This is a genomic window from Thalassospiraceae bacterium LMO-JJ14 (assembly GCA_021555105.2).
Lineage (GTDB): Bacteria > Pseudomonadota > Alphaproteobacteria > Rhodospirillales > Casp-alpha2 > UBA4479.
Window position 1 is genome coordinate 3,505,958 of sequence record CP134604.1, and the last position, 24,394, is coordinate 3,530,351.

The 24,394-nt window shown below is 61.8% G+C and carries 24 protein-coding genes; 15 read left to right on the forward strand and 9 right to left on the reverse strand.

The window, feature by feature from the left end:
• Together L2D14_16610 and L2D14_16615 are read right to left on the reverse strand one after the other, a co-directional pair.
• Positions 1 to 489, reverse strand: coding sequence for a tripartite tricarboxylate transporter TctB family protein (locus L2D14_16610; protein ID WNJ99479.1), 489 nt, complete (start codon positions 487 to 489; stop codon positions 1 to 3).
• Between the two features lie 81 nt (positions 490 to 570).
• On the reverse strand, positions 571 to 1,551 hold the full coding sequence (locus L2D14_16615) for a tripartite tricarboxylate transporter substrate binding protein (protein WNJ99480.1): 981 nt from the start codon (positions 1,549 to 1,551) through the stop codon (positions 571 to 573).
• Between the two features lie 197 nt (positions 1,552 to 1,748).
• Between L2D14_16615 and ggt the strand changes: the two genes are divergently transcribed.
• From ggt to L2D14_16635, 4 genes are all read left to right on the forward strand, one after another.
• Positions 1,749 to 3,347, forward strand: coding sequence for a gamma-glutamyltransferase (gene ggt, locus L2D14_16620; protein WNJ99481.1), 1,599 nt, complete (start codon positions 1,749 to 1,751; stop codon positions 3,345 to 3,347).
• Between the two features lie 154 nt (positions 3,348 to 3,501).
• A complete protein-coding gene (doeB, locus tag L2D14_16625; protein WNJ99482.1) occupies positions 3,502 to 4,521 on the forward strand; it encodes a N(2)-acetyl-L-2,4-diaminobutanoate deacetylase DoeB in 1,020 nt (339 codons plus the stop codon).
• A 2-nt stretch (positions 4,522 to 4,523) separates the two neighbouring features.
• Entirely contained in the window at positions 4,524 to 5,495 is a 972-nt protein-coding gene (eutB, locus tag L2D14_16630; GenBank protein WNJ99483.1) for a hydroxyectoine utilization dehydratase EutB, read from the forward strand.
• A 127-nt stretch (positions 5,496 to 5,622) separates the two neighbouring features.
• Positions 5,623 to 6,579: a cyclodeaminase gene (locus L2D14_16635; protein WNJ99484.1), complete on the forward strand. Its 957-nt coding sequence runs from the start codon at positions 5,623 to 5,625 to the stop codon at positions 6,577 to 6,579.
• Here L2D14_16635 and L2D14_16640 read toward each other — a convergent pair.
• Entirely contained in the window at positions 6,576 to 8,366 is a 1,791-nt protein-coding gene (locus L2D14_16640) for an adenylate/guanylate cyclase domain-containing protein (protein WNJ99485.1), read from the reverse strand. The two genes, L2D14_16635 and L2D14_16640, sit on opposite strands and share 4 nt — an antisense overlap.
• Before the next feature lie 418 nt (positions 8,367 to 8,784).
• Here L2D14_16640 and L2D14_16645 point away from each other — a divergent pair, with 418 nt between their 5' ends.
• Positions 8,785 to 10,062 (forward strand): S8 family serine peptidase, encoded by a 1,278-nt coding sequence (locus L2D14_16645; GenBank protein WNJ99486.1) that lies wholly within the window; start codon positions 8,785 to 8,787, stop codon positions 10,060 to 10,062.
• Between the two features lie 3 nt (positions 10,063 to 10,065).
• On the opposite strand, the gene L2D14_16650 is transcribed toward L2D14_16645, so the two are convergent.
• The 3 genes from L2D14_16650 to L2D14_16660 are packed head-to-tail and all read right to left on the reverse strand — an operon-like array spanning position 10,066 to position 12,226.
• Positions 10,066 to 11,175, reverse strand: a complete 1,110-nt coding sequence (locus tag L2D14_16650; GenBank protein WNJ99487.1) for a trypsin-like peptidase domain-containing protein — start codon at positions 11,173 to 11,175, stop codon at positions 10,066 to 10,068.
• A gap of 14 nt (positions 11,176 to 11,189) precedes the next feature.
• Positions 11,190 to 11,552 carry an AzlD domain-containing protein gene (locus L2D14_16655; protein WNJ99488.1) on the reverse strand — a complete coding sequence of 121 codons (363 nt, stop codon included), beginning with the start codon at positions 11,550 to 11,552 and terminating at the stop codon, positions 11,190 to 11,192.
• Entirely contained in the window at positions 11,549 to 12,226 is a 678-nt protein-coding gene (locus tag L2D14_16660; GenBank protein WNJ99489.1) for an AzlC family ABC transporter permease, read from the reverse strand. The genes L2D14_16655 and L2D14_16660 overlap by 4 nt, the downstream gene beginning before the upstream one ends.
• Positions 12,227 to 12,444: 218 nt before the next feature.
• Between L2D14_16660 and L2D14_16665 the strand changes: the two genes are divergently transcribed.
• From L2D14_16665 to L2D14_16680, 4 genes are read left to right on the forward strand one after another with little or no spacing between them, the layout of a single operon-like run.
• Positions 12,445 to 13,272 (forward strand): IclR family transcriptional regulator, encoded by an 828-nt coding sequence (locus tag L2D14_16665; GenBank protein ID WNJ99490.1) that lies wholly within the window; start codon positions 12,445 to 12,447, stop codon positions 13,270 to 13,272.
• Positions 13,269 to 13,721, forward strand: a complete 453-nt coding sequence (gene glmS / locus L2D14_16670; GenBank protein ID WNJ99491.1) for a methylaspartate mutase subunit S — start codon at positions 13,269 to 13,271, stop codon at positions 13,719 to 13,721. Before L2D14_16665 ends, glmS begins: the two co-directional genes overlap by 4 nt.
• Complete coding sequence (gene glmL, locus L2D14_16675; GenBank protein ID WNJ99492.1) at positions 13,718 to 15,154, forward strand: methylaspartate mutase accessory protein GlmL; 1,437 nt, start codon at positions 13,718 to 13,720, stop codon at positions 15,152 to 15,154. Before glmS ends, glmL begins: the two co-directional genes overlap by 4 nt.
• Entirely contained in the window at positions 15,132 to 16,631 is a 1,500-nt protein-coding gene (locus tag L2D14_16680; GenBank protein ID WNJ99493.1) for a methylaspartate mutase subunit E, read from the forward strand. Before glmL ends, L2D14_16680 begins: the two co-directional genes overlap by 23 nt.
• A 119-nt stretch (positions 16,632 to 16,750) precedes the next feature.
• Here the strand turns inward: L2D14_16680 and L2D14_16685 are convergent, their stop codons facing one another.
• From L2D14_16685 to L2D14_16695, 3 genes are all read right to left on the reverse strand, one after another.
• A complete protein-coding gene (locus L2D14_16685; protein ID WNJ99494.1) occupies positions 16,751 to 17,266 on the reverse strand; it encodes a PAS domain-containing protein in 516 nt (171 codons plus the stop codon).
• 91 nt (positions 17,267 to 17,357) lie between these two features.
• Positions 17,358 to 18,116, reverse strand: coding sequence for a sulfite exporter TauE/SafE family protein (locus L2D14_16690; protein ID WNJ99495.1), 759 nt, complete (start codon positions 18,114 to 18,116; stop codon positions 17,358 to 17,360).
• Positions 18,117 to 18,118: 2 nt separating this feature from the next.
• Positions 18,119 to 19,195, reverse strand: a complete 1,077-nt coding sequence (locus tag L2D14_16695; protein ID WNJ99496.1) for a mandelate racemase/muconate lactonizing enzyme family protein — start codon at positions 19,193 to 19,195, stop codon at positions 18,119 to 18,121.
• Positions 19,196 to 19,278: 83 nt separating this feature from the next.
• On the opposite strand from L2D14_16695, the gene L2D14_16700 reads away from it, so the two are divergent.
• The 6 genes from L2D14_16700 to L2D14_16725 all read left to right on the forward strand — a co-directional run bounded on the left by L2D14_16700 (position 19,279) and on the right by L2D14_16725 (position 24,140).
• A complete protein-coding gene (locus L2D14_16700; GenBank protein ID WNJ99497.1) occupies positions 19,279 to 20,142 on the forward strand; it encodes a VOC family protein in 864 nt (287 codons plus the stop codon).
• A 104-nt stretch (positions 20,143 to 20,246) separates the two neighbouring features.
• On the forward strand, positions 20,247 to 20,975 hold the full coding sequence (locus L2D14_16705; GenBank protein ID WNJ99498.1) for a succinate dehydrogenase/fumarate reductase iron-sulfur subunit: 729 nt from the start codon (positions 20,247 to 20,249) through the stop codon (positions 20,973 to 20,975).
• Positions 20,975 to 21,331: a succinate dehydrogenase gene (locus tag L2D14_16710; protein WNJ99499.1), complete on the forward strand. Its 357-nt coding sequence runs from the start codon at positions 20,975 to 20,977 to the stop codon at positions 21,329 to 21,331. Before L2D14_16705 ends, L2D14_16710 begins: the two co-directional genes overlap by 1 nt.
• Positions 21,328 to 21,672: a succinate dehydrogenase gene (locus tag L2D14_16715; protein WNJ99500.1), complete on the forward strand. Its 345-nt coding sequence runs from the start codon at positions 21,328 to 21,330 to the stop codon at positions 21,670 to 21,672. Before L2D14_16710 ends, L2D14_16715 begins: the two co-directional genes overlap by 4 nt.
• Positions 21,662 to 22,399 carry a sulfite exporter TauE/SafE family protein gene (locus tag L2D14_16720; GenBank protein WNJ99501.1) on the forward strand — a complete coding sequence of 246 codons (738 nt, stop codon included), beginning with the start codon at positions 21,662 to 21,664 and terminating at the stop codon, positions 22,397 to 22,399. Before L2D14_16715 ends, L2D14_16720 begins: the two co-directional genes overlap by 11 nt.
• Before the next feature lies 1 nt (position 22,400).
• Positions 22,401 to 24,140 (forward strand): FAD-binding protein, encoded by a 1,740-nt coding sequence (locus L2D14_16725; protein WNJ99502.1) that lies wholly within the window; start codon positions 22,401 to 22,403, stop codon positions 24,138 to 24,140.
• The last annotated feature ends 254 nt before the right edge of the window (positions 24,141 to 24,394 follow it).

The window sequence follows — 24,394 nt, forward strand, 5'->3', positions numbered from 1 at the left end:
CTACAAGGTTGTGAAGATCATGCCCTGAGGCAAAATCACGCCAAGCGCATAGGTGAAAAGCGCCCACATGCCGGTTATCGACACCACCGCAATGACAGCATGTATAAGCAGATCGCGCGGTGTTCTTTCGCCGAGAACCGTCAACAGGCAGAAAACCAGTGCAACACCGCCGATCAGCATGCCGAGAACCGGCAGCGTCAGCAAAAATAGGAAATAAAGCGCATAGCACCAAAGCGGGTTGTGATATTTGCGGAGCCAGCCCCGAACCGTGAAAGGCTCATCCGCAACCGCATCCGGCCCGGCCTTGATACTTTGAAAAAGATAGACTGCCGTCAGGACAAAAAGGATAATCAGGATACCGCGCGGCCACACCTCGGCCCCCATGGTACCGTAGTCGATTTGACGAAAATCGAAACTGGCCCAAAAAAAGACAGACCACACTATCATCAAGAGTATTGCGATAAATGTATCGCGATTAATCCGGCTCATAGCCGATCACCCGGAAATGTTTAGAGGAAAGGTGATCGGGGATGGCCAATCCGCCACCCCCGACCCAGGTTGCTAACCGGCTTACTTCTTGTACATGCCGATCTTGACGGCGACACGCTCGTGGTCATCATATTCCTTTTTGAACCACGCAGCATAATCCTTGGGACCAAGCCACTTAACGTTCGTTCCCTTGGCGTCCAGCTGCTTCTTCAAATTGGCGTTTTCGGCAGCCTTTTTGAAGACCTGCGACCAGTGATCGATAATGTCGGCCGGTGTTCCCTTCGGTGCGACGACACCGCGAACCAAGGCATAGTTCATATCGACGCCCAGTTCCTTCAGCGTTGGCAGGTCCGGCAGGAACTTGGAACGCTCGTCGTCGGCAATAGCATAGGCTTTCAGCTCACCGGATTCGATGTACTTGCGGCCCGATGCAACGTTGATGGTGCCGAGATCGACCGTGTTCGACAACAGTGCCGTCATGCGTTCACGCGTCCCGTCAAAGGGCACATACTTGAACTTCATACCGGTCAGGTCTTCGAGAAGCAGCCACATGAACTGGCTGGTCGAACCGAACGTCGCGCCGGTTTTGGCTTCGCCGGGGTTTTCAATGCCGAACTTCTTGAATTCGGCGAAATTTTTCCACGGCGCCTTGCCCGACGCACCCAGAATTTCCGGGGTCGAGGTGACTTGCGCCACCATGTCGAACGCATCCCAGGTGAAATCGACGCGACCGTTCAGATAGCTGACGATGGCGCTCTGGTGAATGGCGAACAGCGTGCAACCATCGGGCTTTGAGCTTTTTGCTTCCTTGGCCCCCTTGTTGCCACCCTGGCCGCCAATCGTCACGACCTGGATTTTCGGTTCGGCTTTCACCTCGTTATTTATGATGTTTTCAAAAATATTGAAGATCACCGCGGTGCCGCCACCAGCTTTCCACGGCACGATCAGTTTTGCTGTCGAACATGGAATCTTGGTTGCCGCTTCGGCGCTTCCCGGTGCAATCGCACCGAATGCACCGATAAGGGCAGCGGCACAGATACTGCTAAGGACTGACTTTCTCATAAGGCTATCTCCCTGAAGTTTGATCATCGACACAACAACCGGACGCCCGGCTGAATTTTCTTATTGAAGAAACTTTAACTCAGGAATTTTGACCTCGCCAGCCCAGTGACGATAATAAATACCCTTGGCAATCACTTTGTTCTCACTACATACAAGAATTGGTCTTTTTATCGATCCCACTAACTTAAGGAATCCCTATGCGCGATTTGGAGAAACCCGGCCGGTCACCGGCATACGGCAAACACGGCATGGTCGCCACATCTCATGCGATTTCGACCGCTGTCGGTCTCGACATCCTTCGCCGGGGCGGCAACGCCATGGACGCCGCTGTCGCGGCGTGCGCCGTGCAGTGCGTCGTGGAGCCTGAATCGACCGGGATCGGCGGCGATAATTTCTGCATCTACGCCCCTGAAGGCTCGATCAAGGACATGGTCACCTTTAACGGGTCGGGCCGCGCGCCTGCCCGGGCGACGCCGGAATGGTATGCAGATCAGGGCATCACCGAGATCGCGCGCCAGTCGCCGCACGCGGTCATCGTGCCGGGTGTGATCGATGCGTGGGAAACCCTGATCAGGGACCACGGGTCCATGGATTTCGGCGAATTGCTGCAGCCGGCGATTGAGTATGCCCGTGACGGCTATCCGGTCTCGTCGCGGGTATCGGTCGATTTCGCGAGCCAGATCGAACTGCTCAAGGGCGATCCCAATGCGTCGCGTGTGTTCATGCCGAACGGCAAGACGCCTGCTGCCGGGGAAATGCATTCCCAGCCGGAACTGGCGACGACACTCTCGAAGATCGCCGAACAGGGCCGCGATGCGTTCTACACCGGCGACGTCGCCGAGGACATGGTGTCCTATCTGCAGTCGCTCGGCGGGCTGCATACCCTGGACGATTTCAAGAACGCCAAAGGCGAATACGTGCAGGCGATTTCGACCAATTACCGCGGCTACGACATTTACGAATGCCCGCCGAACGGTCAGGGCATCATCGCGCTTTTGCTGCTGAATATGCTGAAAGACGTACCGACGGACGGCGTCGATCCGCTGTCGGTCGAACGCCTGCACATGGAAATCGAGTACGGCCGCCTCGCCTATCAGGACCGCAATTTCTATTGCGCCGATCCGAACCAGGCCGATGTCCCCATCGACTGGCTGCTGTCCGATGCGCACGCCAGGGAACTGGCCGCACACTTCGACCCGGCGAAAGCGCTCAATCCGCTGCCGCCGGTATCGGCACCGGTCAACGAAAGCACGGTCTATATCTCGGTCGTCGACAAGGACCGCAACGCGTGCAGTTTCATCAACACCCTGTTCTCGAATTTCGGCACCGGTCTGATGGCGCCGAAATCGGGTGTCATGCTGACCAACCGCGGCCAGGGCTTCACACTGGAACAGGGGCATATGAACTGCATCGCACCGAACAAGCGGCCGATGCACACCATCATCCCCGGCATGCTCGGCGACGGCGACAAGGCGGTGATGCCGTTCGGCGTCATGGGCGGCCAGTATCAGTCGTTCGGCCACATGCAGTTCCTGACCAAGATGCTCGATTTCGGCATGGACATTCAGGAAGCGCAGGATGCGCCGCGGGTGTTCCCGATCGCCAACACCATGGACGTCGAGATGGAAGGCACACTGCCCGCCGAGACCATCGCCGCGCTTGAAAAGCTCGGTCACAGGCGCATCAAGCCCGCCAAGCCGATCGGCGGCTCGCAGGCGATCTGGATCGACTGGGAACGCGGTGTGCTGACAGGCGGCTCGGAACCCCGCAAGGACGGCTGCGCGGTCGGCTACTGATCCGTCCGGCCATTTGCTTCCATCGTCATCCCAAACTTGATTTGGGATCCATAGCACCCGTGCACTCTTCGCGTGTTGCTTATGGACCCTGAAACAGGTTCAGGGTGACGAAAGGAGTATTGAATGGTTAGGCCGATTCCCCCACACTCCGCCCATGAGTGACGAGGAATTTTCCAAGATATCCTGCGACATCGATCTTGATGCCGAGGGCAAGCACCATGGCGCGCTGATCGTGCCGTGGTCGCGCGACGAATCGTCGTGGGGATCGATCCCGCTGCCGATCACCGTCATCCGCAACGGTGACGGCCCGACGGTGCTGTTCACCGGCGCCAATCACGGCGATGAATACGAAGGGCCGATTGCGCTGACGAAACTGCGCGCCAGCCTGCAGGCCAAGGACATCCGGGGCCGCGTCATCATCGTCCCGGCGCTGAACCTGCCGGCGTTCCGCGCCGGTGCACGCACGTCCCCCATCGACGGCGGCAACATGAACCGCGCCTTTCCGGGGGATGCGCGCGGCACCATCACCGACATGATCGCGCATTTCGTCACCACCCGGCTGATCGCCCGCGCCGATGTCGTCGTCGATATTCACGCCGGCGGACGGTCCATGAACTTGCTGCCGATGGGTATCATTCACGACCTGCCCTACCCCGCCCAGATGGCCGCGACGCTGGCCGCGCTGAAAGCCTTCGGCGCGCCCTACGGCATGATCCTGACCGAACTCGATGCCGTCGGCATGATCGATACCGTGGTCGAGGAAGCGGGCAAGGTTTTCGTCTCGACGGAACTCGGCGGCGCCGCATCGTCAACGGTCGAAACCATCGAAATCGCCGAGCGCGGCGTGATGAACATTCTCAAACACACCGGCGTCGTTGCCGGCGAACCGGATATTCCCGAACCGTCGCAGCTTATACACACGCCAAAGGGCGGCTGCTTCATCAGTGCGCGTACCGAAGGCCTGTTCGAAATCTGCAAGGACCTCGGCGCGCACGTCGCCGCCGGAGACGTCATCGCCCGCGTGCATTATCTTGAAGACCCGGACCGCGAACCGGCACATCTGATCGCCGAGATTCCCGGGCAGATCGTCTGCCGGCATGTGCCGGGTCTGATCCGCCGCGGCGACTGTGCCGCCGTCCTCGCCGAGCCGTGGCCGAACCAAGGGTCCGGCTAGTCATGGCGGCCCAGCGACCGGTCACGCTCAGCGATATCCGCGACGCGGCCGGGCGGATTGCCGGATGTGTCACACGCACCCCGCTCAGGCTGTCACCGTACCTGAGCGAAAAGCACGACCATCCGGTACGGCTCAAGCTCGAAACCATGCAGGATACCGGGGCCTTCAAGCTGCGGGGCGCGACGAACGCCCTGCTGGCCTTAAGCGAAGGCGACCGCAAAAAAGGGGTCATCGCCGTTTCGACGGGCAATCACGGACGCGGCGTCGCCTATGCGGCACAACAGCTCGGCATCGCATGCGCCGTCTACATGTCGGCACTGGTCCCGGCGGTGAAGGTCGATGCCATCCGCGCGCTCGGCGCCGAGGTGGTGATCACCGGCCGCTCGCAGGACGAAGCAGAGGCCGAGGCCATGGCGCGGATCGAAAAGGACGGCCTTATATACATTCATCCCTTCGACGATCCCGCCGTGATCGCCGGACAGGGCACCATCGGGCTGGAAATTCTCGAAGACATGCCGGACGCCGCCAACGTTATCGTGCCGCTTTCCGGGGGCGGGCTGTTCGCGGGCATCGCCACCGCCGTCAAGACCATGAAGCCCGATACGCGGATGTTCGGCGCGACGATGGAGAACGGCGCGGCGATGATCTCGTCCCTGAACGCAGGCAAGCCGGTCCCGGTCGAGGAAGTCGAGAGCCTCGCCGACAGTCTGGGCGGCGGCATCGGCCTTGAAAACGCCTACACCTTCGACATCACGCGCAAGCTGATCGACGGCACCTTGCTGCTCAGCGAAGCCGAAATCGCCGCCGCCATGCGCACGCTGTTTCTGCACGACCGCATCGTCGCCGAAGGCGGCGCGAGCGTCGGCGTCGGCGCCCTGCTGTCGGGCAGGCTCGATCTGAAGCCCGGGCCGACCGTCATCATCGTCTCCGGCTGCAATGTCGATATGCAGCGGTTTCTTGAAATTGTCGGGTGATCGTTTCAGGCGTCATCCCAAACTAGATTTGGGATCCATGGGCCAGCAGCACCAAAGCCGGTATTTTATGGACCCTGAATCAAGTTCAGGGTGACGGTGAACGAATTATGTTAGGGTTGTCCGCACAATGAGCGAAGAAAACACACCTCTCGTCATCGGCGAGACTAAACTGCGCGAGGCCATTCCCCTCGATACCGCCGTCATCGATTGCATCGCCGATGCCTTCAGCGCGCTCAATGCCGGCAAGGTCGTCATGCCGCCGATTCTGCGGCTCGACATCCCGGATAAAAACGGCGAGGTCGACATCAAGACCGCCTATATCGACGGCTTCGATTGTTTCTGCGTCAAGATGAGCACCGGGTTTTTCGACAACCCGGAGCGGGGCTTGCCGTCGCTGGGCGGGATGATGACCGTGCTCGATGCGAATACCGGGCATGTCCGGGCCGTGCTGCTGGACAACGGCTATCTGACCGATATCCGGACCGCCGCCGCGGGCGCCGTGGCGGCCCGGCATCTGGCCCCGGAAGGGCCGGTGCGCGCCGGAATCATCGGCACCGGGGTGCAGGCACGGTTGCAGTTGCAGGCGCTCGCCCTTGTCCGCGATCTGGCCGAGGTGCGCGTCTGGGGGCGCGATCCGGCCAAGGCGGAAAGCTTTGCCGCCGAGTTGCCGTTCGAAATCGAGGTCTGCACCGACATCGACGCCCTGGTCGGCACCAGCAACGTCATCGTCACGACGACACCGGCAACGGCGCCGCTGTTCGAGCGCGCCGGCGTGCAGCCCGGCACGCACATCACCGCCATGGGATCGGACGCACCCGGCAAGAACGAGCTGGACCCGGTCATCTTCCTCAGCGCCAATCTGGTGGTCTGCGACAGTCCGGTTCAGTGCGCCGAGTACGGCGAGCTTCGCAGCGCTCTCGATGCCGGGTTTGAAGACAGCATCGTCGAACTGGGCATGATCACCGGCGGCGGACATCCGGGCCGCACCGACACGAACCAGATCACCGTCTGCGATCTGACGGGGTGCGGCGTCCAGGATACGGCAATTTCCGATCTGGCGGTGCGCCGGCTCGGCTCGGATTAATCGGAAACAGTGGACGCGCCGACCCGGTAAAGGGTCATCGGTTCCGGCACACCCTTCATTTCGAATTTCCCGGCTTCGAGCAGTTCGACGCCCTGCCCTTTCGATAGTTCCAGAACGTTCCCGGTGACGAATATTTCGCCCTCGCCCGCCTTGTCGCAGACCCTGGCCGCCAGTTGCACGGTAGTGCCGAAGAAGTCGTCTTCTTCCTGCACCGCCTCGCCGGCGTTGAGGCCCATGCGCACGCGGACCTGAAGCGCATCGTTGCGGGCATTATGCGTTTCCAGGGATTCACGGATCTGCATACCCGCGCGCACCGCGTTGGCGGCGGACGTGAAGCTGGCCATGATTCCGTCGCCGGTATGCTTGACCTCGCGCCCGTGATGCCCGGCAAGGGCGGTGCGGACGATGGCATTATGGATGCGGACGATTTCCTGCGCGCCGTAATCGCCGCGTTCGTGCGTCATCTGCGTCGAGCCGACAAGGTCCGTGAACATGATGCAGACAATCCCCTGCGCCTGTGCACGGGCCGCCGAGTCAGACGTCCACATGTTCAAAACATCGGCAAAGTCCGCAAACGGGGTGCTGTCGCCTTCGATGCTTTTCGCCATCGTCGCGCGGCCGGCGTTGATCATCATGCGGTAACGCTCTTCGGTGCGGTATTGTTCGTAATTCCGGCAGAACGCATCCACACGTTCCTCGGAATTGCCGAGCGCGCCGATCACCTCGCGCACCAGGACAAACGCCTGCATGCGCTTGAGCCCCGCGTGCTCGCCATACCGTTCCGCCGCACCGGCGCCGAACAGGTTCAACCCGAAATTGACGTGCTGGTTCATCTTCGGCACTTCGTCCTTGATCGCGGCCAGCGCACTGGCGAGGAACTGCAACACGGCGCGGCGCATCTGTTCCGTCAGACCGCCGCCCGGCGGCACGGACGATGCGGCGTCGGCATCGGTGTCTTCACGTGCGCCTGATTCGTCCGTTGCGCCAGCGCTGTCGTCCCCGCTGTCCGTGTCCTGCGCATCCGGAACCGGTGACGCTTCGGATTGCGGCCGGCGCGGCAGATCTACGATGTCCGGTTGCTGTCGGCGGACGGCGGATACGGGTTCTTCCGGGGCTTCGTATGCGGCGATGCGGTCGATCAGGGCACGGTATTCCCGGTACACCCGCACCATCAGGAATGTCGCGGTGAGCACAAAGATCAGAACCGAAATGCCGAAAATGGCATTCTGTACCCCGGCACCGGCGAGGCCGAAATTCGGCCCGAAATTACGGATCAGCGCCGAAACCGGCACGAACAGGACCGCCGTGATGCCGAGCGCGATGGCGCCTGCACCGAGTATCTTGCCGAGCGCGCGCATGTCCTCGTTGCCGTCGGGTATGTTCACCGGCGGCTGGTCCGATGGCTTGTTCGCCGTGCTGGACGGCGCGGTCGGCGTCGCGCTCGGGCCCTGTTCTTCGACGAGCGATTTCACCGAAGCTACATTTTCCACCGCCGCCGCTTCAGGAGGGGTCGCGGCTTTTCCGGCGGCGGCAGCGGAATTCGCCATCTGCCGTTTAACGGCGGCCATCTTGTTCAGATGCGGGCTGATCCAGGCAAGGGTTTCCAGCGGCGCGCGGCCCGCCCCATATTCGACCACGGCCATGGCACGCACGCCGTCGAATTCACCGCCGCCATCGAGTTCCGAGGACCGAAGCACAGCGGCTTCCTTTTCAACGCCGGTGAGTTCTTCGTGGCGGCGCCAGCGTCCCCCCTGACGCACGTATATGTCGTAACGAGTCGGCGTCACCTGGCTTCCCTCAATATTTGCTGCCTGGGATTGTCCCGTTTGCGGTCAGCAACTTACGGTATTTTTCCCGTTTCAGGATCATTTTATTGATCTTGCCCCATATAAAATCGCCATCCGCAAGCATCCCCGGCTGATCGTATACGCGATGCGCGCGCGGTTTTTGTTGCGGCGGATTTTACTTCCGCTTTAAGTGGAGCATCAGGATTACCTGATAAAGATCAAGTCACGTCCCGCACGTGCGGGAAAAAATCCGGAGACGGGCCGCAAGCGCCTGACGGCAGCATCCCCCCGTTGAAAGTTGCCGTCATTATTGCGGAACCCCCCGTCTCCGGTTTTCTTTATTTGTAATTAGTCGAACCGGTAGGCGGCCGTCTGGCGCATTGACTGAAATGCGCCTTCAGCGCAGTTTTGCCGTCTGATGCGCAGACATATTCACATCACGAAACTGGCCGGCATTGCGGCCCTGACGGCGATGCTGTGTAGCCCCTTGGCGGCGAGCGCGGAAATCGCACTGCGGCACATCGAACCATTGCTCGGGGTTGCCTGCGACGCGCCCTATACCGATCCGGGGCGGTTTCGCAGCGCCCTCGCCGACATCCGCATCATCACCCATGACATCGACGATTTCGCCGGCGTGCCGGGCCGGGCCAGAACCGTGATGTTGCTCGGCGACGGCACACGGCTCGAGGCCAATGCCCTGTTCCCCGGCGGGCGGTTGCGCCGCATCACGTTCGAATGGCAAAGCGACAAACCGCTCAGCAGCCTGTCCGTCGATCATACCTGCCGCATCACCGAGGCCAGGGAAATTCTTTACGACGACGCCGGGCGGGCGCAATCGATCCGCGTCTATGCAGGCGATCTCGAAACGGTGCTGGACGACATCGCCCTCAATCCACCGCCGCCGGCCGCCGTCGATCCGGGCGGTGTCAGCGTCGGCCTGATCGACAGCGGCGTGAATTATACCCTGCCGCCGTTTGCGGACCGGCTCGCGCGGACCGCCGACGGGCAGCTTCTCGGCCGCGATTACTGGGACGGCGACGACCGCCCCTTCGACGCCGACACCGGGCGTTCCGCGTTCTTTCCGCTGCATCACGGCAGTGCGGTGATGAGCGTGCTGATCGCCGAAGCGCCGATGGCACGGGTCGTGCCGGTACGTTATCCCAGGCCCGACATGACGAAGATGGCCGACGCCGTCGACTGGCTGGCGGCGCAAAACGTCCGCATCGTCAGCATCGCCATGGGCTCGAACGATATTGAAGAATGGCGCAACTTCGAGGCGGCGGCGAGACGCCATCCGCGCCTTTTGTTCATCGTCTCGGCCGGCAACAACGGGCGCGACATCGACCGCCAACCGGTCTATCCGGCGGCGCTCCGCCTATCCAACACCCTCGTCGTCACGTCATCAGAGCCGGACGGCCGGCTGGCGCAGGGATCGAACTGGGGGGCGGAAAGTGTCGACATCATGACTCCCGGCGAGCGGATCCCCGTCACCGATCACCGCGGCGCACCGGGCAAGGCGTCGGGATCGAGTTTTGCCGTGCCGCGCATCGCCGCCCTTGCCGTCCGGGCATTGGCGAAAAATCCTGACTGGCACGGACCGGAATTGCGCGACTGGATCTTAAAACGCGCCCGGCCGCTGAGCGGTCCGAAACAAACCCGCTACGGCTGGATCCCCGATCCGACGGACGGCCCGTAAAGTCTAGGGTCGCAGCTTCGGTGCCGGTGGCGGTGCGTCGTAAAACCGCCGTGCCGCCGGCGCCATCTGCGGCAGCACCGCTTCAATCCGCCGCATAGCCTTGTCGGCCAGCGCCTGATCGCCGCCCCATATCCCGGCCTGCAATGCCAGCCTGAGAATCTGCGGCTCGTCCGGCAGGATTTCCAGCGCGTGATGGAGGATCGGGATTTCATCCTTGAAGCGCCCGGCGATGTGATAGGTCACGGCCAGCGAGATCAGCGCATTCGGCGCATTGGGGTCGATACGGTAAGAGGCTTCCAGCATGACAAGCGCGCGTGCAAGATCGCGCCGCATGCCGAACACCTTGCCGGCTTCGTCCATCAACTGGCGGTTGGACGTGGCCAGGCAGGCATCCTGGATTTCAACCGCATCGCCGTCATTCAGCGGCCCCGCCGCATGGCGCACACTGTCCAGCCGCTCGACGCAGCGGCGATAGGCGCGGCCGATGAGCAACGAAGCGTCGAGCCTGTCGGGGCCGGTCATTTCCCTGAGACGTGCGATCTCGGGAACGGCGATGGCCTCGTTCCGGCCCTCGCCGCCCGAGGCGACGATCCCGACGAGACGGCCTTCGGCATCGACCAGCGCACCGCCGGAATTTCCGGGCAGCGAACGCGCATCGTGATGCAGTCTGGCCAGCGGTGTTTCGGCGCGGGGTGCGATCAGCCGGCCCGGCGTGTAGACCCGCACCGCCTGACGGCCGACATCGAAGCCGATCACGTAAAGCTCGCTCTGCATCGTCGGTTGGCCGTTTTGCGGCAGCGCGGGCGGGTCGATCCCCGCCGCGACGAGCGCGACCAGGTCGCCCGGATACGCCGTCGGGGCCACCCGCGCCTGCACCTTGCGGCCGTCGGCGAGGGTGATTTCCACCGCCGCGTTGTCCGCAACCATATGCCGGTTGGTGACCAGCAGTCCGTCACCGATGATGACGGCGCTGCCGATCGGCTCGAACGACGAAATCATCACGACGTTCCCGGCCGCCCGGCAAACCGGCTCAGGCGCAGTGCAGGACGGCGCCCCGCTGCTCTGGGCCTGAAGGCCCGGCGCCAGCGCAATCAGCACGGCAAATGCGATCAAGCATGGCCGCATCGTCAAAGCATCCCCTGTGTCCTGGCCCAGACAAGAAGCATGAAGACGCCTGCGGCGGTCAGCGTGCCGGCGCCGATATGCTTTTTGAAGGCAAAGAATACCACAAAGCCGAGCGCCGTTGCGCCTAGCCGGTCGACCAGTTGCGTGTTTTCCAGAATGCCGACGGGCAGAAACACGATGCGCGATATCAGGGCCGCCAGCAGGCCGTAAGCAACGCAGGCGACCCATTGCAGAAAACGGCTTTCCGGATCGAGCCGCGCGGCAATGACACTGCCCATACCGCGCCACAGATATGTCGCCGCAATGGCCATGAACAGCAGCGCCCACGGCCCGATCGCGCCCAGACTTTGCCCCGCCCCGTTCATGCGCGCACCTTCAAAATCCGGTCGGCATAATACCCGACACTGCCGGCGATAATCCCGGAGATCGGCAGGCTCCAGTCCGGCGTCAGCAGATAGATCAGCGGCCCCGCCACCGCCCCAGCGGCGAACGCCAGCAGGCAGGCCCGCACCCGCATCGCCGCGAACACGAAGGCGAAATAGATCGGATTCAGAAACACCAGCGATACGGTGACATAAAACGGCAGCGTCTCGGCCATCAGGTAGCCGGTGGAAACGCCGACGACTCCGGCGATCATGCAGTTGGTGGAAAACCCGGCAAAGAACGGCGCGCGCTGATCGGGGCTCAATTCCGGGATACGCCTGAGCAATCCGATCCAGGTGTTCACGGACATGAACTGCACCCACAGATAACGCCAGCGCCAGCCGGTCTCTGAACCGCGGAACATCGGCACCAGCGACAGGCTCATCGGCAAAAACCGCATATTGGCCAGCGACACCGCTATCATCATCGAGACCAGCGGCGCGCCGAGCAGAATGTATTCGACAAACGCCACCTGCCCCGGCAAGCCCCAGATACCGAGGGTGGAGACGATGGCGATGGGCAAGCTCATGCCCGCCGAGTGGACCATGGCGCCATATCCGAGCATGCTGGCGGCGACCATGAACGCCGGCAGGCCGAAAGCATCGCGCATGCCCATGCGAAACAAGGCCCAAACGGCGATTTCTTGATTTTGATCGGTGGAAATGGTGACGCCCCCTTTACCGGCCCCATGCTGTCGTAAAGCGGGCGTCGCATCAACAACCTGATTTCTGTGTCACTATTACAAATATCGAGACAAATTTAGGTTATAATTTGTCAGAAAGATGCATTTCTGCTTTGCTTTTCCTGTCTATCGACGGGAGGGGGAAAGAAAATATGCCCGACGGCACATCGCTTTCACACATTGTTCCACCGGACATGGGTTCCGCCCTCGGCAAGGGGATGGCCGTCCTTTCGGCGATTCTGACAGCCAAAAGACCGCCCAGCCTCAACGACATCGCTGAGCAGACCGATCTGCCGCGGCCGACCGTGTTCCGGGTCGTCAGGCAGCTTGAGGAAACCCTGCTGATCACGCGCGCGCCGGATGGCGACAAATATCTGGTCGGCCCGAACCTGATGGCACTGGCGACCAATGCCATGTCGGCCTTCATGCACGCCTCGCCGGTGCGCTCGATCCTCAGCGGTCTCGTCCACGACGTCGGCGAAACCTGTAACCTCGGCGTGCTGGAACGCGACAGCGTCGTCTATATCGACCGGGTCGAATGTTCGTGGCCGCTCAGGCTGCAGATCGGCATCGGCTCGCACGTGTCGCTGCATGCCACCGCGATCGGCAAGCTTCTGGTCGCCCACATGCCGACGCGCAGCCGCCGCCGGGTCATCAACTCGACGCCGCTGGAACGCTTCACCGAGAACACCATCACCGATCCGAAAGCCCTTGAAGCGGAATTCAAGAAAATCCGCCGCGAAGGGTTTGCCCGCAACAACGAAGAAAACACCTTGGGCCTGATCGGCATCGCCGTGCCGGTCTTCGACATCCGAAACCGCGTCGTCGCCGGGCTGTCACTGCATGCGCCGGTGGCGCGGATGCCGATGCAGGTTGCCGTATCGAAGCTGGAACGCTTTCGCGACACCGCGCGGCAGATCGAGCAGGCCATGCGCGACATGCTTGAGCCGCAAACCGCAACCGGGGAGGCCGCCGAATGACCCTGACACCCGAACAACGCGCGGGGATCACACTGATCACCGGTGTCATCGGCGCTGACACGCATATCGTCGGCAACCGTATTCTGTCGATGGCGCTGGAAAAGGAAGGCTTCAAGGTCGTGGCGCTCGGCGCCCTGACGCCGTCCGAGGATTTCATCAAGGCCGCCGTCGAGACCGATGCCGACGCCATTCTGGTGTCATCGCTGTACGGTCAGGGGGAACTGGACTGCCGCGGCTTTCGCGACATGTGCATAGAGGCCGGACTCGGCGATATTCTGCTGTATGTCGGCGGCAATCTGGTTGTCGGCAAACAGGCATGGGATGACGTCGAGCAACGCTATATCGACATGGGCTTCGACCGTGCCTTCCCGCCCGGCACACGCACGCCGGATGTCGTCGCCATGCTGGATGAAGACATGAAAGACAAGGTGGAAGGCGCTGCCGCATGACGGCTGAAAGCGCTCTTCTGATCGATTTCGGCAGCACCTATACCAAGCTGCGCGCCATCGACCTCGAGGCCGGCACGATCCTCGGCGCCGGACAGGGGCCGTCGACCGTCACCAGTGACGTCAACATCGGCCTCGACGCGGCGCTGGCCGATCTTGAACGTACACTGGGGACGCTGCCCGACTTCACGCACCGCCTCGCATCTTCCAGTGCCGCCGGCGGTCTCGCCATGATCACCGTCGGACTGGTCAAGGAACTGACGGCCGAAGCGGCCCGCCTGGCGGCGCTCGGCGCCGGGGCCAAACTGATCGGTGCACATGCCTACAAGCTGACGGAAAAGGATGCCGCGGGGATTGCCCGGCAACGGCCGGATATTCTTCTGCTGGCGGGCGGCACCGATGGCGGCAACGAGGAAACCATCCGCTGGAATGCGGACAGGCTGGCGCAAGCCGGACTTGAATGCCCGGTCATCATCGCCGGCAACCGGGTGGCCTGCGACGATGTCGCGGAAACGCTCTCGGCCGCCGGGATCGATGCCCGCATCTCGGGCAACGTCATGCCGGAATTCAATGTGCTGGACGTGGAACCGGCGCGCGCCGCGATCCGCGACGTCTTCATCGAACGCATCGTCCACGCCAAGGGCATCGACAAGGCCGAAGCCCGCTTCGATGCGGTGCTGATGCCGACCCCCGCCGCCGTCATGGAAGGTGCCAGGCTGCTTTGCGACGGCACCGCCACCGAACCCGGCTGGGGGCCGTTGATCGTCGTCGATGTCGGCGGCGCCACCACCGACATCCACTCGATTTCCGACGGCGCGGCGACGGAAGGCGGCGTCATTCAGTACGGCCTGCCGGAGCCTTACGCCAAGCGAACGGTCGAGGGCGATCTCGGCATGCGGCACAATGCGCGCAGCATCGTCGAGTCGCTCGGCATGGACGCCTTCGCCCGGGACTTCGGATTCAGCAACGATGACATCGAGACCTTTCTGGGCGCGATCGAGGCCGATGTCGAACGTCTGCCGGAAACCGCAGCGGAACGGGATTTCGATACCGCGCTGGCCCGCACCGCCGTCGCCCGCGCCATGAAACGCCACGCTGGACGGATTGAAATCAAGCAGTCGGTCAGCGGCCCGGTCGCGGTGCAATACGGCAAGGACCTGACGAAGATCGAAACCGTGATCGGCACCGGCGGCGTGCTGGTGCACGGCGCGGCACCGGAAGAAATCCTGCGTGCGGTGCTTTTCGACGCCGACGCGCCGCACGCACTGCGCCCCAAGAACCCGCGCCTGCTGATCGACGAAACCTATGCGCTTTATGCCGTCGGCCTGCTGGCCGGCGTCGCCCCGGACGCCGCGCTGCGTTTCGCGCACAACAACATCGACGCCACGCAGACCCCTCGGAAGGATGAAATCCATGGCCGCTCTCCCGCAGCTTGACGCCGACGATATACCGTTTTCGGATACACGAATCCCCGACGATGCGTTCGACGCGATGCGTAAAAAGAACCTCGCCCGCTGGCCGACCGGCGCCGAGATCGATCTTGAAGAAGCCGCCGCCTATCACCGCGCCATGCCGAAGCACAAGCAGCTCGGCTGGGTCATGCGCCAGGCCGACGCCGAGGGGCGCTGCCTGACGCAACCGCGCGGCGGCTTCGGCACGCTGGAATTGCAGAAGGAACTGATGGTCTGCCTCGACAAGGAAGGCCACGCCGACATCGTGCCGACGACAACCGACAGCTATACCCGCAACGAACAATGGGAAAACGCCGCGCGCGGCATCGAGGAATCGAAAAAGGCCGGCCGTTCCATGCTCAACGGCTATCCGATGGTCAACTACGGCCACAAGGTCACGCGCCAACTGATCGAAGCCATCGACAAACCGGCCATCGTGCTTTCCGGCACATCGATGCCGCGGCTGACCTGCGAGATCGGTTTCGCCAGCGGCTATTCCGGGTATCTGGGATCGGGGCTGGCCTATACCACGTCGTATACCAAGGAACTCAGCATCGAGCAGGGCATCCGCAATTACCAGTACCTGGACCGTCTCGCGGCGCGCTATCAGGAACTGGGTGTCGAGTTGCACCGCCGTCAGCCGGGTTTCCTGACCGGGACCAATATTCCGCCGTCGATTGCGATCCTGACCTGCATCATCGATGCCCTGCTTGCCGTCGGCCAGGGCGTCAAGAACTACGGCCTCGAACTGGGACAGACTTTGCATCTGGTGCAGGATGCGGCAGCCATCAAAATGGCCCGCGAGTTAACGCAGGAATACCTGACCAAGCTCGGCCATGACGATATCTTCACGCCGGTCACATCGCTGCACTGGATGGGGGCGTGGCCTTATGACGATGCGCAGTGCGAGGCGCTGGTTGCCTATGGCGGCACGCTCGCGGCGATCGGCGGTGCGGTCAGCGTCACCACCAAATCGTCGCATGAAGCGTTCGGCATCCCGACGCCCGCCGCCAATGCCGCCGGCCTGCGCTCGACCCGGATGGCGATTTATCTGGCCCGCCATATCCGTCTTGATTCCATGCCGGAGTTCAAGACCGAGTGCGACATGATCGCCAGGGAAGTCCGCCCGGTAATGGACAAGATACTCGAGATGGGCGACGGTGACATCGCCATCGGCACCATCCGCGCCTGCGAAGCGGGGGTCATGGATATTCCCTGGTCGCCCAACAACTATATGAAAAGCCGCGTCATGCCGGCCCGCGACGCGGACGGGTATCTGCGCATCTACGATTGCGGCGACATGCCGATGGACAAGGATGTGATGGACTACCACCATGAAAGGCTGCGCAAACGCGCCGAACGCGACAACGTGGCTTTCGATCACGAGCTGGCGGTTTCCAGCGTCTACGAACTGTCGGAAAGCCTTGAGACCCTGATCCCGTTCCCGTGGGCCGCCGAATAATTTTCAGGAGACGTTTTACATGTCGATGCATGCGATCCGCGTCAGCGCCTATGGCGGCGGTGTGGTCGAAGCCGTCGACAACGTACGGACCGGCGAGCAGCTAGCCTGATAATCGGCGTTTAGTTTCCGGCAACGATCTCGACGTAGGTTTCCTGCTTACGGTGCATCAGTTCCAGCGCCTCGCGCGAGAAATCGACGACGACGATAATATGATGGATATTCCAGTCATCATTGCTGAGCGGCAGACGCAGTACCGAGTGCGAATGCATGTACCCGCCTGCGGCGAGGAAAGAATAATGCCAGGCCAGGGGGCGCTTCTTCTCAACCACGGCGCCATGATCTGCCAGAAGCTGCTGCCCGAATTCATACGGCTGCAGATCGTAGGGACACCGGGCCGTCATGTCTTCGCCGTGTATTTCGGTCAGCCTGCTACCCCAGTAACGGAATACGCTGTCTTCGAGCGGTTCGTGAACGTCAACAATCATCGTCGTCGGCAAAAGTCTGGCCGGAAAGCGGACGAGTTCCACTTCCGACCACGCCGGCGCCATGCGCGCACACCGCAATTCGTCCCAGTACTCAAGGACGTCCCGCAACCCTGAAGGCAGATCTTTCAGCTCGGCGGCTAAGATGTGCATTTTGCCCTGCATTCCCGACGCCGGCGACCCGGCATGTATCCAATTTAGAATATACTGTCGAGAGACTAGCCCGAGAAACGTGACCGCAACCTTACATCCCCATCAGGGCCCGCCGGATCATGTTCAGGCCGAACACGAAGATCGTCAGCAGCAGGAGCCTGCGAAACAGCGCCTCGTCGATGTAGCGGCGCAACCGTTCGCCGATCACGATACCGGCCATGCCCGGGATGCAGGCAGCCACCGACAGCCACAGCATATCCCCGCCAAGGACACCGTTCTGCAGATAAAACAGCATCAGCGGAATCCCGCCCAGCAAATACAGCCCGGTGATGGAGCGCACCCACATGTCCTTGTCCATCTTGAGCATGAACAGGAACATCATGATCGGCGGGCCCCAGACGCTGGTCATACCGCCCATGAGGCCGGAGACGATCCCGACGAAGGGGCCTAGAATCTTTTCCGTTCGCGGATGGAGCGGCGGGGCATCCGGTTTATAGAATTGCGAAACCGTGAACACGATTGCCGTGATGCCCATGACCGCAAACAGCACCGGCGCTTCGAACACGTTGATCAGCTCCGAGCCGATATAAAGGCCGATCACCAGCATCAGAGCGACCGGCCAGAACCGTTTCAGCGGCCTGATGAAATCACCGCCGCCGAATGTCTGCCAGATGTTCGTGACGACGATCGGCAGCGATACCAGTGCCAGACCGACGCGCGGCTCGACGAAGTTCAACGCGATCGACAGCGCCACGATCGGCAGCGCGACACCGCTTATGCCCTTGGCGAGACCGCCGGCAAAGATCGACAAAGCAAGCCAGGCGACAATATCAGGCGGCAGGCCAAACACGCTCAGAGCTGACCCAGCATGGCACTGTCCTTAACGGCTTCTTCGTGCGCGCGGAATACCGGCATGCCGGACGGCAACCGGACAGCACCGTTTTCAACGCGTAACGGTTTGGAAAACAGCGGATGGACCGGTTTCAGGAAGCCATTCATTTCACCCGCATTATTGATCATCCGATGTGCGACACAACACTCCATCCAGCAACCGAGATCGGCGGCGACACCGTTACCCAGCACCGGCTTCATGCCGAAATCGCGGATCATCTGCAACTGCGCCATCAGATTGTCGATACTGCCGGCTTTCATCAGCTTCAGTTTGACGTAGCTGACACCGCCAAGTTTCGCCGCGCGTTCGATTTCGCGTTCACCGTATATACTTTCATCGAGCATGAACGGCACATTGGTCGCCCTGGCGATGGCCGCCGAGGCGTCCCAGTCGTCCATGTGGCAGGGCTGTTCAAGCAGCTCGACGTTTGCCGGGTCGACGCGCGAAGCGAACGCCACGCCGTCCTCTTTCGAATATCCCTGATTGCCGTCGATACGGATGGTGACGCCCGGCGGCAGGCAGGATTGAATGAATGCCGTGCGTTTCAGGTCGTCTTCGAGTTCCCAGCCGATCTTGACCTTGATGGTTTTGTACCCGGCGGCAGCATGCGCGGCGACTTCGGCTTCGATCCCGGCCTCGTCCATGGCGCTCAGGATCGCCAGCAATGGCACGTCGATACCGTTGCCCGGCGACAGCACCGGGTGGCCTTCAAGCATCTCGACCGCCGTCGCCAGCGCCGTCACCGTGAAAGGCGCGTCATGATGATGCGCGAGCGCCGCAGCCTTTGCTGCCGGCAGGGGCTGAGCGATCATCTCCTTTGCGATCCGCTGCATCGACTGCCAGCAGCCGGCAATGGTTTCCGGGGTGTACCCGGTGAGGATCGTCGCCTCGCCGAAACCCGACCTGCCGTCATCATTGATGACCTCGGCGATCACCGTGTCGAACGCGGTGACCGGCCCGAAGGCGAGCTTGTAGGGAACCGTGAGCGGCAGTTCGAGACGCTCAAGACGAATAGCGGCGATACGTTCGGATGACATTCCCCCCCCCCTTCCGGCACAGGTTGCCTCGGCGCCGGCCGATGCCTAACATCGCCAGCATAATCAAGACGAAAGGCGCGGTCATGCCCCGAGGAATAGATCATCTCGTTTTATGCGTTAACGACCTGAAAAAGGCGCGTGCGCAATATGAAAAGCTCGGCTTCACCATGACCCCAGAAGCCCAGCACCCGTTCGGCACCGGCAACACGCTGGCCCAGCTCGACGGCTGTTTTCTGGAAGTGCTGGCGGTAACGAAGCCTGAAGACATCACCGAGGCTGAGGGCGATAATTTTTCGTTCGCCGCCTTCAACCGGGATTTCCTGCAACACGGCGAAGGCATGTCGATGCTGGTGCTCGACAGCACCGACGAGGTTGCCGACCGGAACGATTTCAAAAGCAAGGGCCTGCATGTCTATGCGCCGTTCGATTTTCAGCGCCTCGCAAAGCTGCCGGACGGCAGCGATCAAACGGTCGGCTTTTCACTGACATTCACCGCCGATGCGAGCCTGCCCGATATGGGGTTCTTCACCTGCAAGCAATGGCGCCCGGATCTGTTTTGGAAGGAAGAATATCAACGCCACGCCAACGGGGCGGCGTGCATCGACGAGGTGTTCATCGTCGCACCGGACCCTGTGGTGCCGACGGCGTTTCTCGCTGCTTTCGCGGATTCTCTCGACATCGCGAGCGGGGACGGCTTTGCGAAGGTCGTCACCACGCGCGGCAAATTGGGCGTCTATACCCCCGCCGCCTTCGATGACAAGTTCCCCGGTGCGTTTCCAGCAAAGTCACTCACCAAGCCCAGCTTTACCGGCTTCGCCATCGAAACCGCCGATCCCGGCGCGGCTGCCGCGCTATGGAGTAAGAACGGCTTCGACGTTCAGGGCGGCGGAAAAAAGACTTGGCTCGGCCCTTGCGAAGGGATGGGCTGCGTGATTGCGGCTGTATGAAGCGCCTTATTTGCATGAGTAAAATTTATGTATCTGTATGATAAATCAATATAATTTCAAGTTTTCAACTGGCATTCGCAGCGCCCGGAGCGTATAACCGTGTCATGAGCAACAACATCAAAGTATCGGTCTGGCGCGGCGCCAAGGACGGGGAATATCAGACCTTCGAGGTCCCCCGCCAGCCGTCGCAGACGGTCCTCGACGTCATTACCTACATCCAGCGCAACATCGATCCGACGCTGAGTTACCGTTTCGCCTGCCGGGTCGGCGTCTGCGGGTCGTGCGCCATGACCGTCAACGGCCGCCCGCGCTGGACCTGCCGCACCCATGTCGACAAGGTCGCCAGCGACGGCACGCTGGAAGTCGCGCCGCTCAGGAATCTTGAGGTCGTGAAAGACCTCGCCTGCGACATGACCGATTTCTTCGACAAGATGAACCGGGCCGAAGGCAAGTTCCATCCGACCAAGACGCGGCATGACGACTTCGCTTTCATCGACCCGAACGACAAGAAGCGCAAACAGGCTGCCGCCGGGATCGAATGCATCGGCTGCGGCGTCTGTTACGCGGCCTGCGATATCGTCGACTGGAACAAGGATTATCTCGGTCCGGCCGCGCTCAACCGCGCCTGGACGCTGGTCAACGACGAACGCGACGGCGGCAATGAAATACGCCTCGCTGCGGTATCCGGCGATGCCGGTTGCCATGCCTGTCATTCGCAGCAAGGCTGCGTCGAGCACTGTCCGAAACACCTGAGCCCGACGCACGCGATCACCGGGCTCAAGCGCGAAACCGCCAAGGCCGTGCTTAAGGGTCTGCTGGGCGGCGACGACTGATGTCCAGCGCCCGCGTCGAAACCAAGCTCTGGATATGGCAGCGCGCGAGTGCCGCGGTGCTGGCGCTTTGTGTCCTCGTGCATCTGGGCATGATCATCTATGCCGTGCAGGACGGGTTGAGCGCCGCCGAGATTATCTCCCGCGTTTCGGGTAACGTGCTCTGGTTTGTCTTCTACGCCCTGTTCATTATCGCCGTCGCGGTGCACGCGCCGATCGGCGTGCGCACGATCCTCAACGAGATGACGGACCTCAGCCAGAAAACCACACATCTGGTCATGGCCGTTCTGTGCCTCGTCATCCTGGTCATGGGCTTTCGCGCCGTGATCGGCCTGTATCAGGCGGGGGCGGGTATATGAGGACCGGGGCACATCGCAATCATCCGCATTACTGGGCGTTCCTGCTGCATCGGCTTTCGGGGCTGTTGCTGGCGCTGTTTCTGCCCGTGCATTTCTATGTACTCGGCCTCGCCATCGAAGGCGCGGCAACGCTCGACGGGTTTCTGAGCTGGTCGGCGACGCCGCTTGCCAAGCTTGCCGAAACCGCACTGGTGATTCTTTTGGCGGCACATCTGACCGGCGGGCTCAGGCTCATGGCGCTGGAATTCATCGGCACCCGCGAAAGCTCGAAAATCGCCGTCGCCATCGGCACCGGCATTGCCGTCTGCACCGGCCTGATCTTTTTGCTCAATGGGACCTGAGATCGCCATCATCCTGAGCGGCGCCTTTCTGGCAGCCTTTGTCTCCGGCGCCGCCGGGTTCGGCGACGCGCTGGTCGCGGCCGCCATCTGGCTGCAGTTCTTCGCCCCCGCCGAAACCGTGCCGCTGATCGTCGCCTGTTTCTTCGCCATGCATATCGTCATGTTGCTGTTGATGCACAAACGTCTCGACTTCGTGCATCTGTGGCCGTTCGTGATCGGCGGCGCCATCGGTGTGCCGATCGGCACGCAACTGTTGAAGATCATAGATCCCACCACCTTCAAACTGGCCGCCGGCGCCGGACTCATGATTTACGGCGTTGTCATGCTGATGCTTTCGAACCTGCCCGTGATCCGCGCCGGCGGGCGGCTGCTCAACGGTCTTGTCGGCTGGATCGGCGGCGTGCTCGGCGGCTTTGCCGGACTGTCGGGGTTCATTCCCGCGATCTGGTGCACGCAACGCGGCTGGACACGCGAACAATCGCGAGGCGTCACGCAACCCTATATCCTGACCATGCACGGTATGGCGCTGGCATGGCTGGCCATGGGCGGTCTGGTCACGCCGACGACGGCCACACGCTTTGCCATCGCCGTCCCGGCGATTGCGCTGGGGGCATGGGTCGGCGTCAAGGTGTACGGCCATTTCAATGACAAACGTTTCCGCCAATGTGTGCTGATCATGCTGATCGGCGCCGGTGTGCTGTTACTTCTCAATCCGGGAGGACGCTGACATGTCCACGAACATCCAGATCGAAAACCTCAAGACCGATGTCCTGATCCTCGGCTCGGGCGGCGCCGGCCTGTTCGGCGCATTGCACGCCAAGGCCGCGAACCCGGACCTCGAGGTCACGGTCGCGGTCAAGGGGCTCCTCGGCAAGTGCGGCTGCACCCGCATGGTGCAGGGCGGCTACAACGTCGCCATCGCGCCCGGCGACAGCACCGAGCGTCATTTCATGGACACCGTCGAAGGCGGCAAGTGGATCAACCGCCAGGACCTGGCGTGGACGCTTGTCGAACAGGCGCAGGTCCGTATCCGCGAGCTGGAAAACGAGCTGGGCTGCTTTTTCGACCGCAACCCGGACGGCACCGTGCACCAGAAGGCCTTTGCCGGTCAGACCTTCGACCGCACCGTGCACAAGGGCGACCTGACCGGGATCGAGATCATCAACCGCCTTTCCGAACAGGTCTGGGCGCGCGACATCAAGCGCATGGAAGACCACCGCGCCGTGGCGCTGATCCCCGCCAAAGACGGATCGAAGCTGGCCGGCGTGCTGATGATCGACATGCGCACCGGCAACTTCCGTATGGTGCAGGCCTCTGCCGTGCTGCTGGCGACCGGCGGCGGACCGACGATGTACAAATACCATACCCCCAGCGGCGACAAGACGTGCGACGGCATGGCCATGGCGATGCGCCTCGGCCTGACGCTGCGCGATATGGAGATGGTGCAGTTCCACCCGACCGGCCTGATCGCCGGCGAGGATACGCGCATCACCGGCACGATTATCGAAGAAGGCCTGCGCGGCGCCGGGGGCTATCTGCTGGACGGCAACCTTGAGCGTTTCATGCACAAGTACGACGAACGCGGCGAGCGCGCGACCCGCGATATCGTCAGCCGCGGCATGTTCGCCGAAATGCGCACCGGCACCACGGCCAAGCACGGCGGGCTGTACATCACCATGAAGCATCTGGACCCGGCAATGGTGAAGAAGAACTTCAAGGGCATGGTCGAGCGTTGCGCCGACTGCGGCTTCGATCTCGTCGGTGGCAATGTCGAGGTGGTGCCGACCGCACACTACATGATGGGCGGTGTGGTTTTCGAACCGGACTGCACGACGGAACTGCCGGGCCTGTACGCAGCCGGCGAGGATACCGGCGGCGTGCACGGCGCCAACCGTCTGGGCGGCAACGGCGTCGCCAACTCGACCGTGTTCGGCGGCATTGCCGGCGACACCATCGCCCGCGACATCAAGCCCGGCGCGGCCCTTGCCGATCCGGATCAGGGCGCGATCGATGCGGCGGTGGAACTTTGCTGCCAACCGCTGGCCAGGCCGGCGGCCCGGATCGATCAGGTCCGCACCAGGCTCTGGCACCACATGTGGGAAGACGCCGGGATCGTCCGCGATGCCGCAAGCCTGGGGCGCGCGAAGGTGACACTGGATGAACTGGACGCGGAACTCGATACCGTCGGCGTCGCCGGCGACAACCTTGCCTATAACCTGACCTGGCACGACTGGCTCAACCTGAAGAACCTGATCCTTGTTTCCAAATCCGTGGTTGCCGCCGCGACGGCGCGCGAAGACAGCCGCGGCGCACATTACCGCGCCGACTTCCCCGACGTTCGCGACCTTGAAAATTCAACGTTCACGGTTGTCCGCATGAAGGACGGCGAGATCACCCTGGGGACGGAACCGGTTGAATTTTCGCGCGTCAAGCCCGGTCAATCGCTGATTGACGACAGCGCCGCCTGAGCATTCCTGTCCGTATCTCAATTCGGTTACCGGGAATTTCTCTACGGGTAATCCGCAACTGCGGCCAGAAGAATGTTCACGTAATATCACTTCATAGTCGTGAAGTCGGCTGAAGACCCGACTGGCTGGCACTTCCAGCCATAAAACGACGCAACGAATAAGCTCTGCGCCCGACCTAAATTTTAATGCAGTCCAGTGCCTGAACAGGCATGTTTCGCACCCTTTGATTTTGATGCAAACACTCGAAAGCAAAC

Bases quoted from the DNA above. Each gene is read 5' to 3' on its own strand.
- L2D14_16610 (WNJ99479.1), bottom strand. From the start codon at position 489: ATGAGCCGGATTAATCGCGATACATTTATCGCAATACTCTTGATGATA.
- L2D14_16615 (WNJ99480.1), bottom strand. From the start codon at position 1,551: ATGAGAAAGTCAGTCCTTAGCAGTATCTGTGCCGCTGCCCTTATCGGT.
- ggt (WNJ99481.1), top strand. From the start codon at position 1,749: ATGCGCGATTTGGAGAAACCCGGCCGGTCACCGGCATACGGCAAACAC.
- doeB (WNJ99482.1), top strand. From the start codon at position 3,502: ATGAGTGACGAGGAATTTTCCAAGATATCCTGCGACATCGATCTTGAT.
- eutB (WNJ99483.1), top strand. From the start codon at position 4,524: ATGGCGGCCCAGCGACCGGTCACGCTCAGCGATATCCGCGACGCGGCC.
- L2D14_16635 (WNJ99484.1), top strand. From the start codon at position 5,623: ATGAGCGAAGAAAACACACCTCTCGTCATCGGCGAGACTAAACTGCGC.
- L2D14_16645 (WNJ99486.1), top strand. From the start codon at position 8,785: ATGCGCAGACATATTCACATCACGAAACTGGCCGGCATTGCGGCCCTG.
- L2D14_16655 (WNJ99488.1), bottom strand. From the start codon at position 11,552: ATGAACGGGGCGGGGCAAAGTCTGGGCGCGATCGGGCCGTGGGCGCTG.
- L2D14_16660 (WNJ99489.1), bottom strand. From the start codon at position 12,226: ATGGGCATGCGCGATGCTTTCGGCCTGCCGGCGTTCATGGTCGCCGCC.
- L2D14_16665 (WNJ99490.1), top strand. From the start codon at position 12,445: ATGCCCGACGGCACATCGCTTTCACACATTGTTCCACCGGACATGGGT.
- glmS (WNJ99491.1), top strand. From the start codon at position 13,269: ATGACCCTGACACCCGAACAACGCGCGGGGATCACACTGATCACCGGT.
- glmL (WNJ99492.1), top strand. From the start codon at position 13,718: ATGACGGCTGAAAGCGCTCTTCTGATCGATTTCGGCAGCACCTATACC.
- L2D14_16680 (WNJ99493.1), top strand. From the start codon at position 15,132: ATGGCCGCTCTCCCGCAGCTTGACGCCGACGATATACCGTTTTCGGAT.
- L2D14_16685 (WNJ99494.1), bottom strand. From the start codon at position 17,266: ATGCACATCTTAGCCGCCGAGCTGAAAGATCTGCCTTCAGGGTTGCGG.
- L2D14_16695 (WNJ99496.1), bottom strand. From the start codon at position 19,195: ATGTCATCCGAACGTATCGCCGCTATTCGTCTTGAGCGTCTCGAACTG.
- L2D14_16700 (WNJ99497.1), top strand. From the start codon at position 19,279: ATGCCCCGAGGAATAGATCATCTCGTTTTATGCGTTAACGACCTGAAA.
- L2D14_16705 (WNJ99498.1), top strand. From the start codon at position 20,247: ATGAGCAACAACATCAAAGTATCGGTCTGGCGCGGCGCCAAGGACGGG.
- L2D14_16710 (WNJ99499.1), top strand. From the start codon at position 20,975: ATGTCCAGCGCCCGCGTCGAAACCAAGCTCTGGATATGGCAGCGCGCG.
- L2D14_16715 (WNJ99500.1), top strand. From the start codon at position 21,328: ATGAGGACCGGGGCACATCGCAATCATCCGCATTACTGGGCGTTCCTG.
- L2D14_16720 (WNJ99501.1), top strand. From the start codon at position 21,662: ATGGGACCTGAGATCGCCATCATCCTGAGCGGCGCCTTTCTGGCAGCC.
- L2D14_16725 (WNJ99502.1), top strand. From the start codon at position 22,401: ATGTCCACGAACATCCAGATCGAAAACCTCAAGACCGATGTCCTGATC.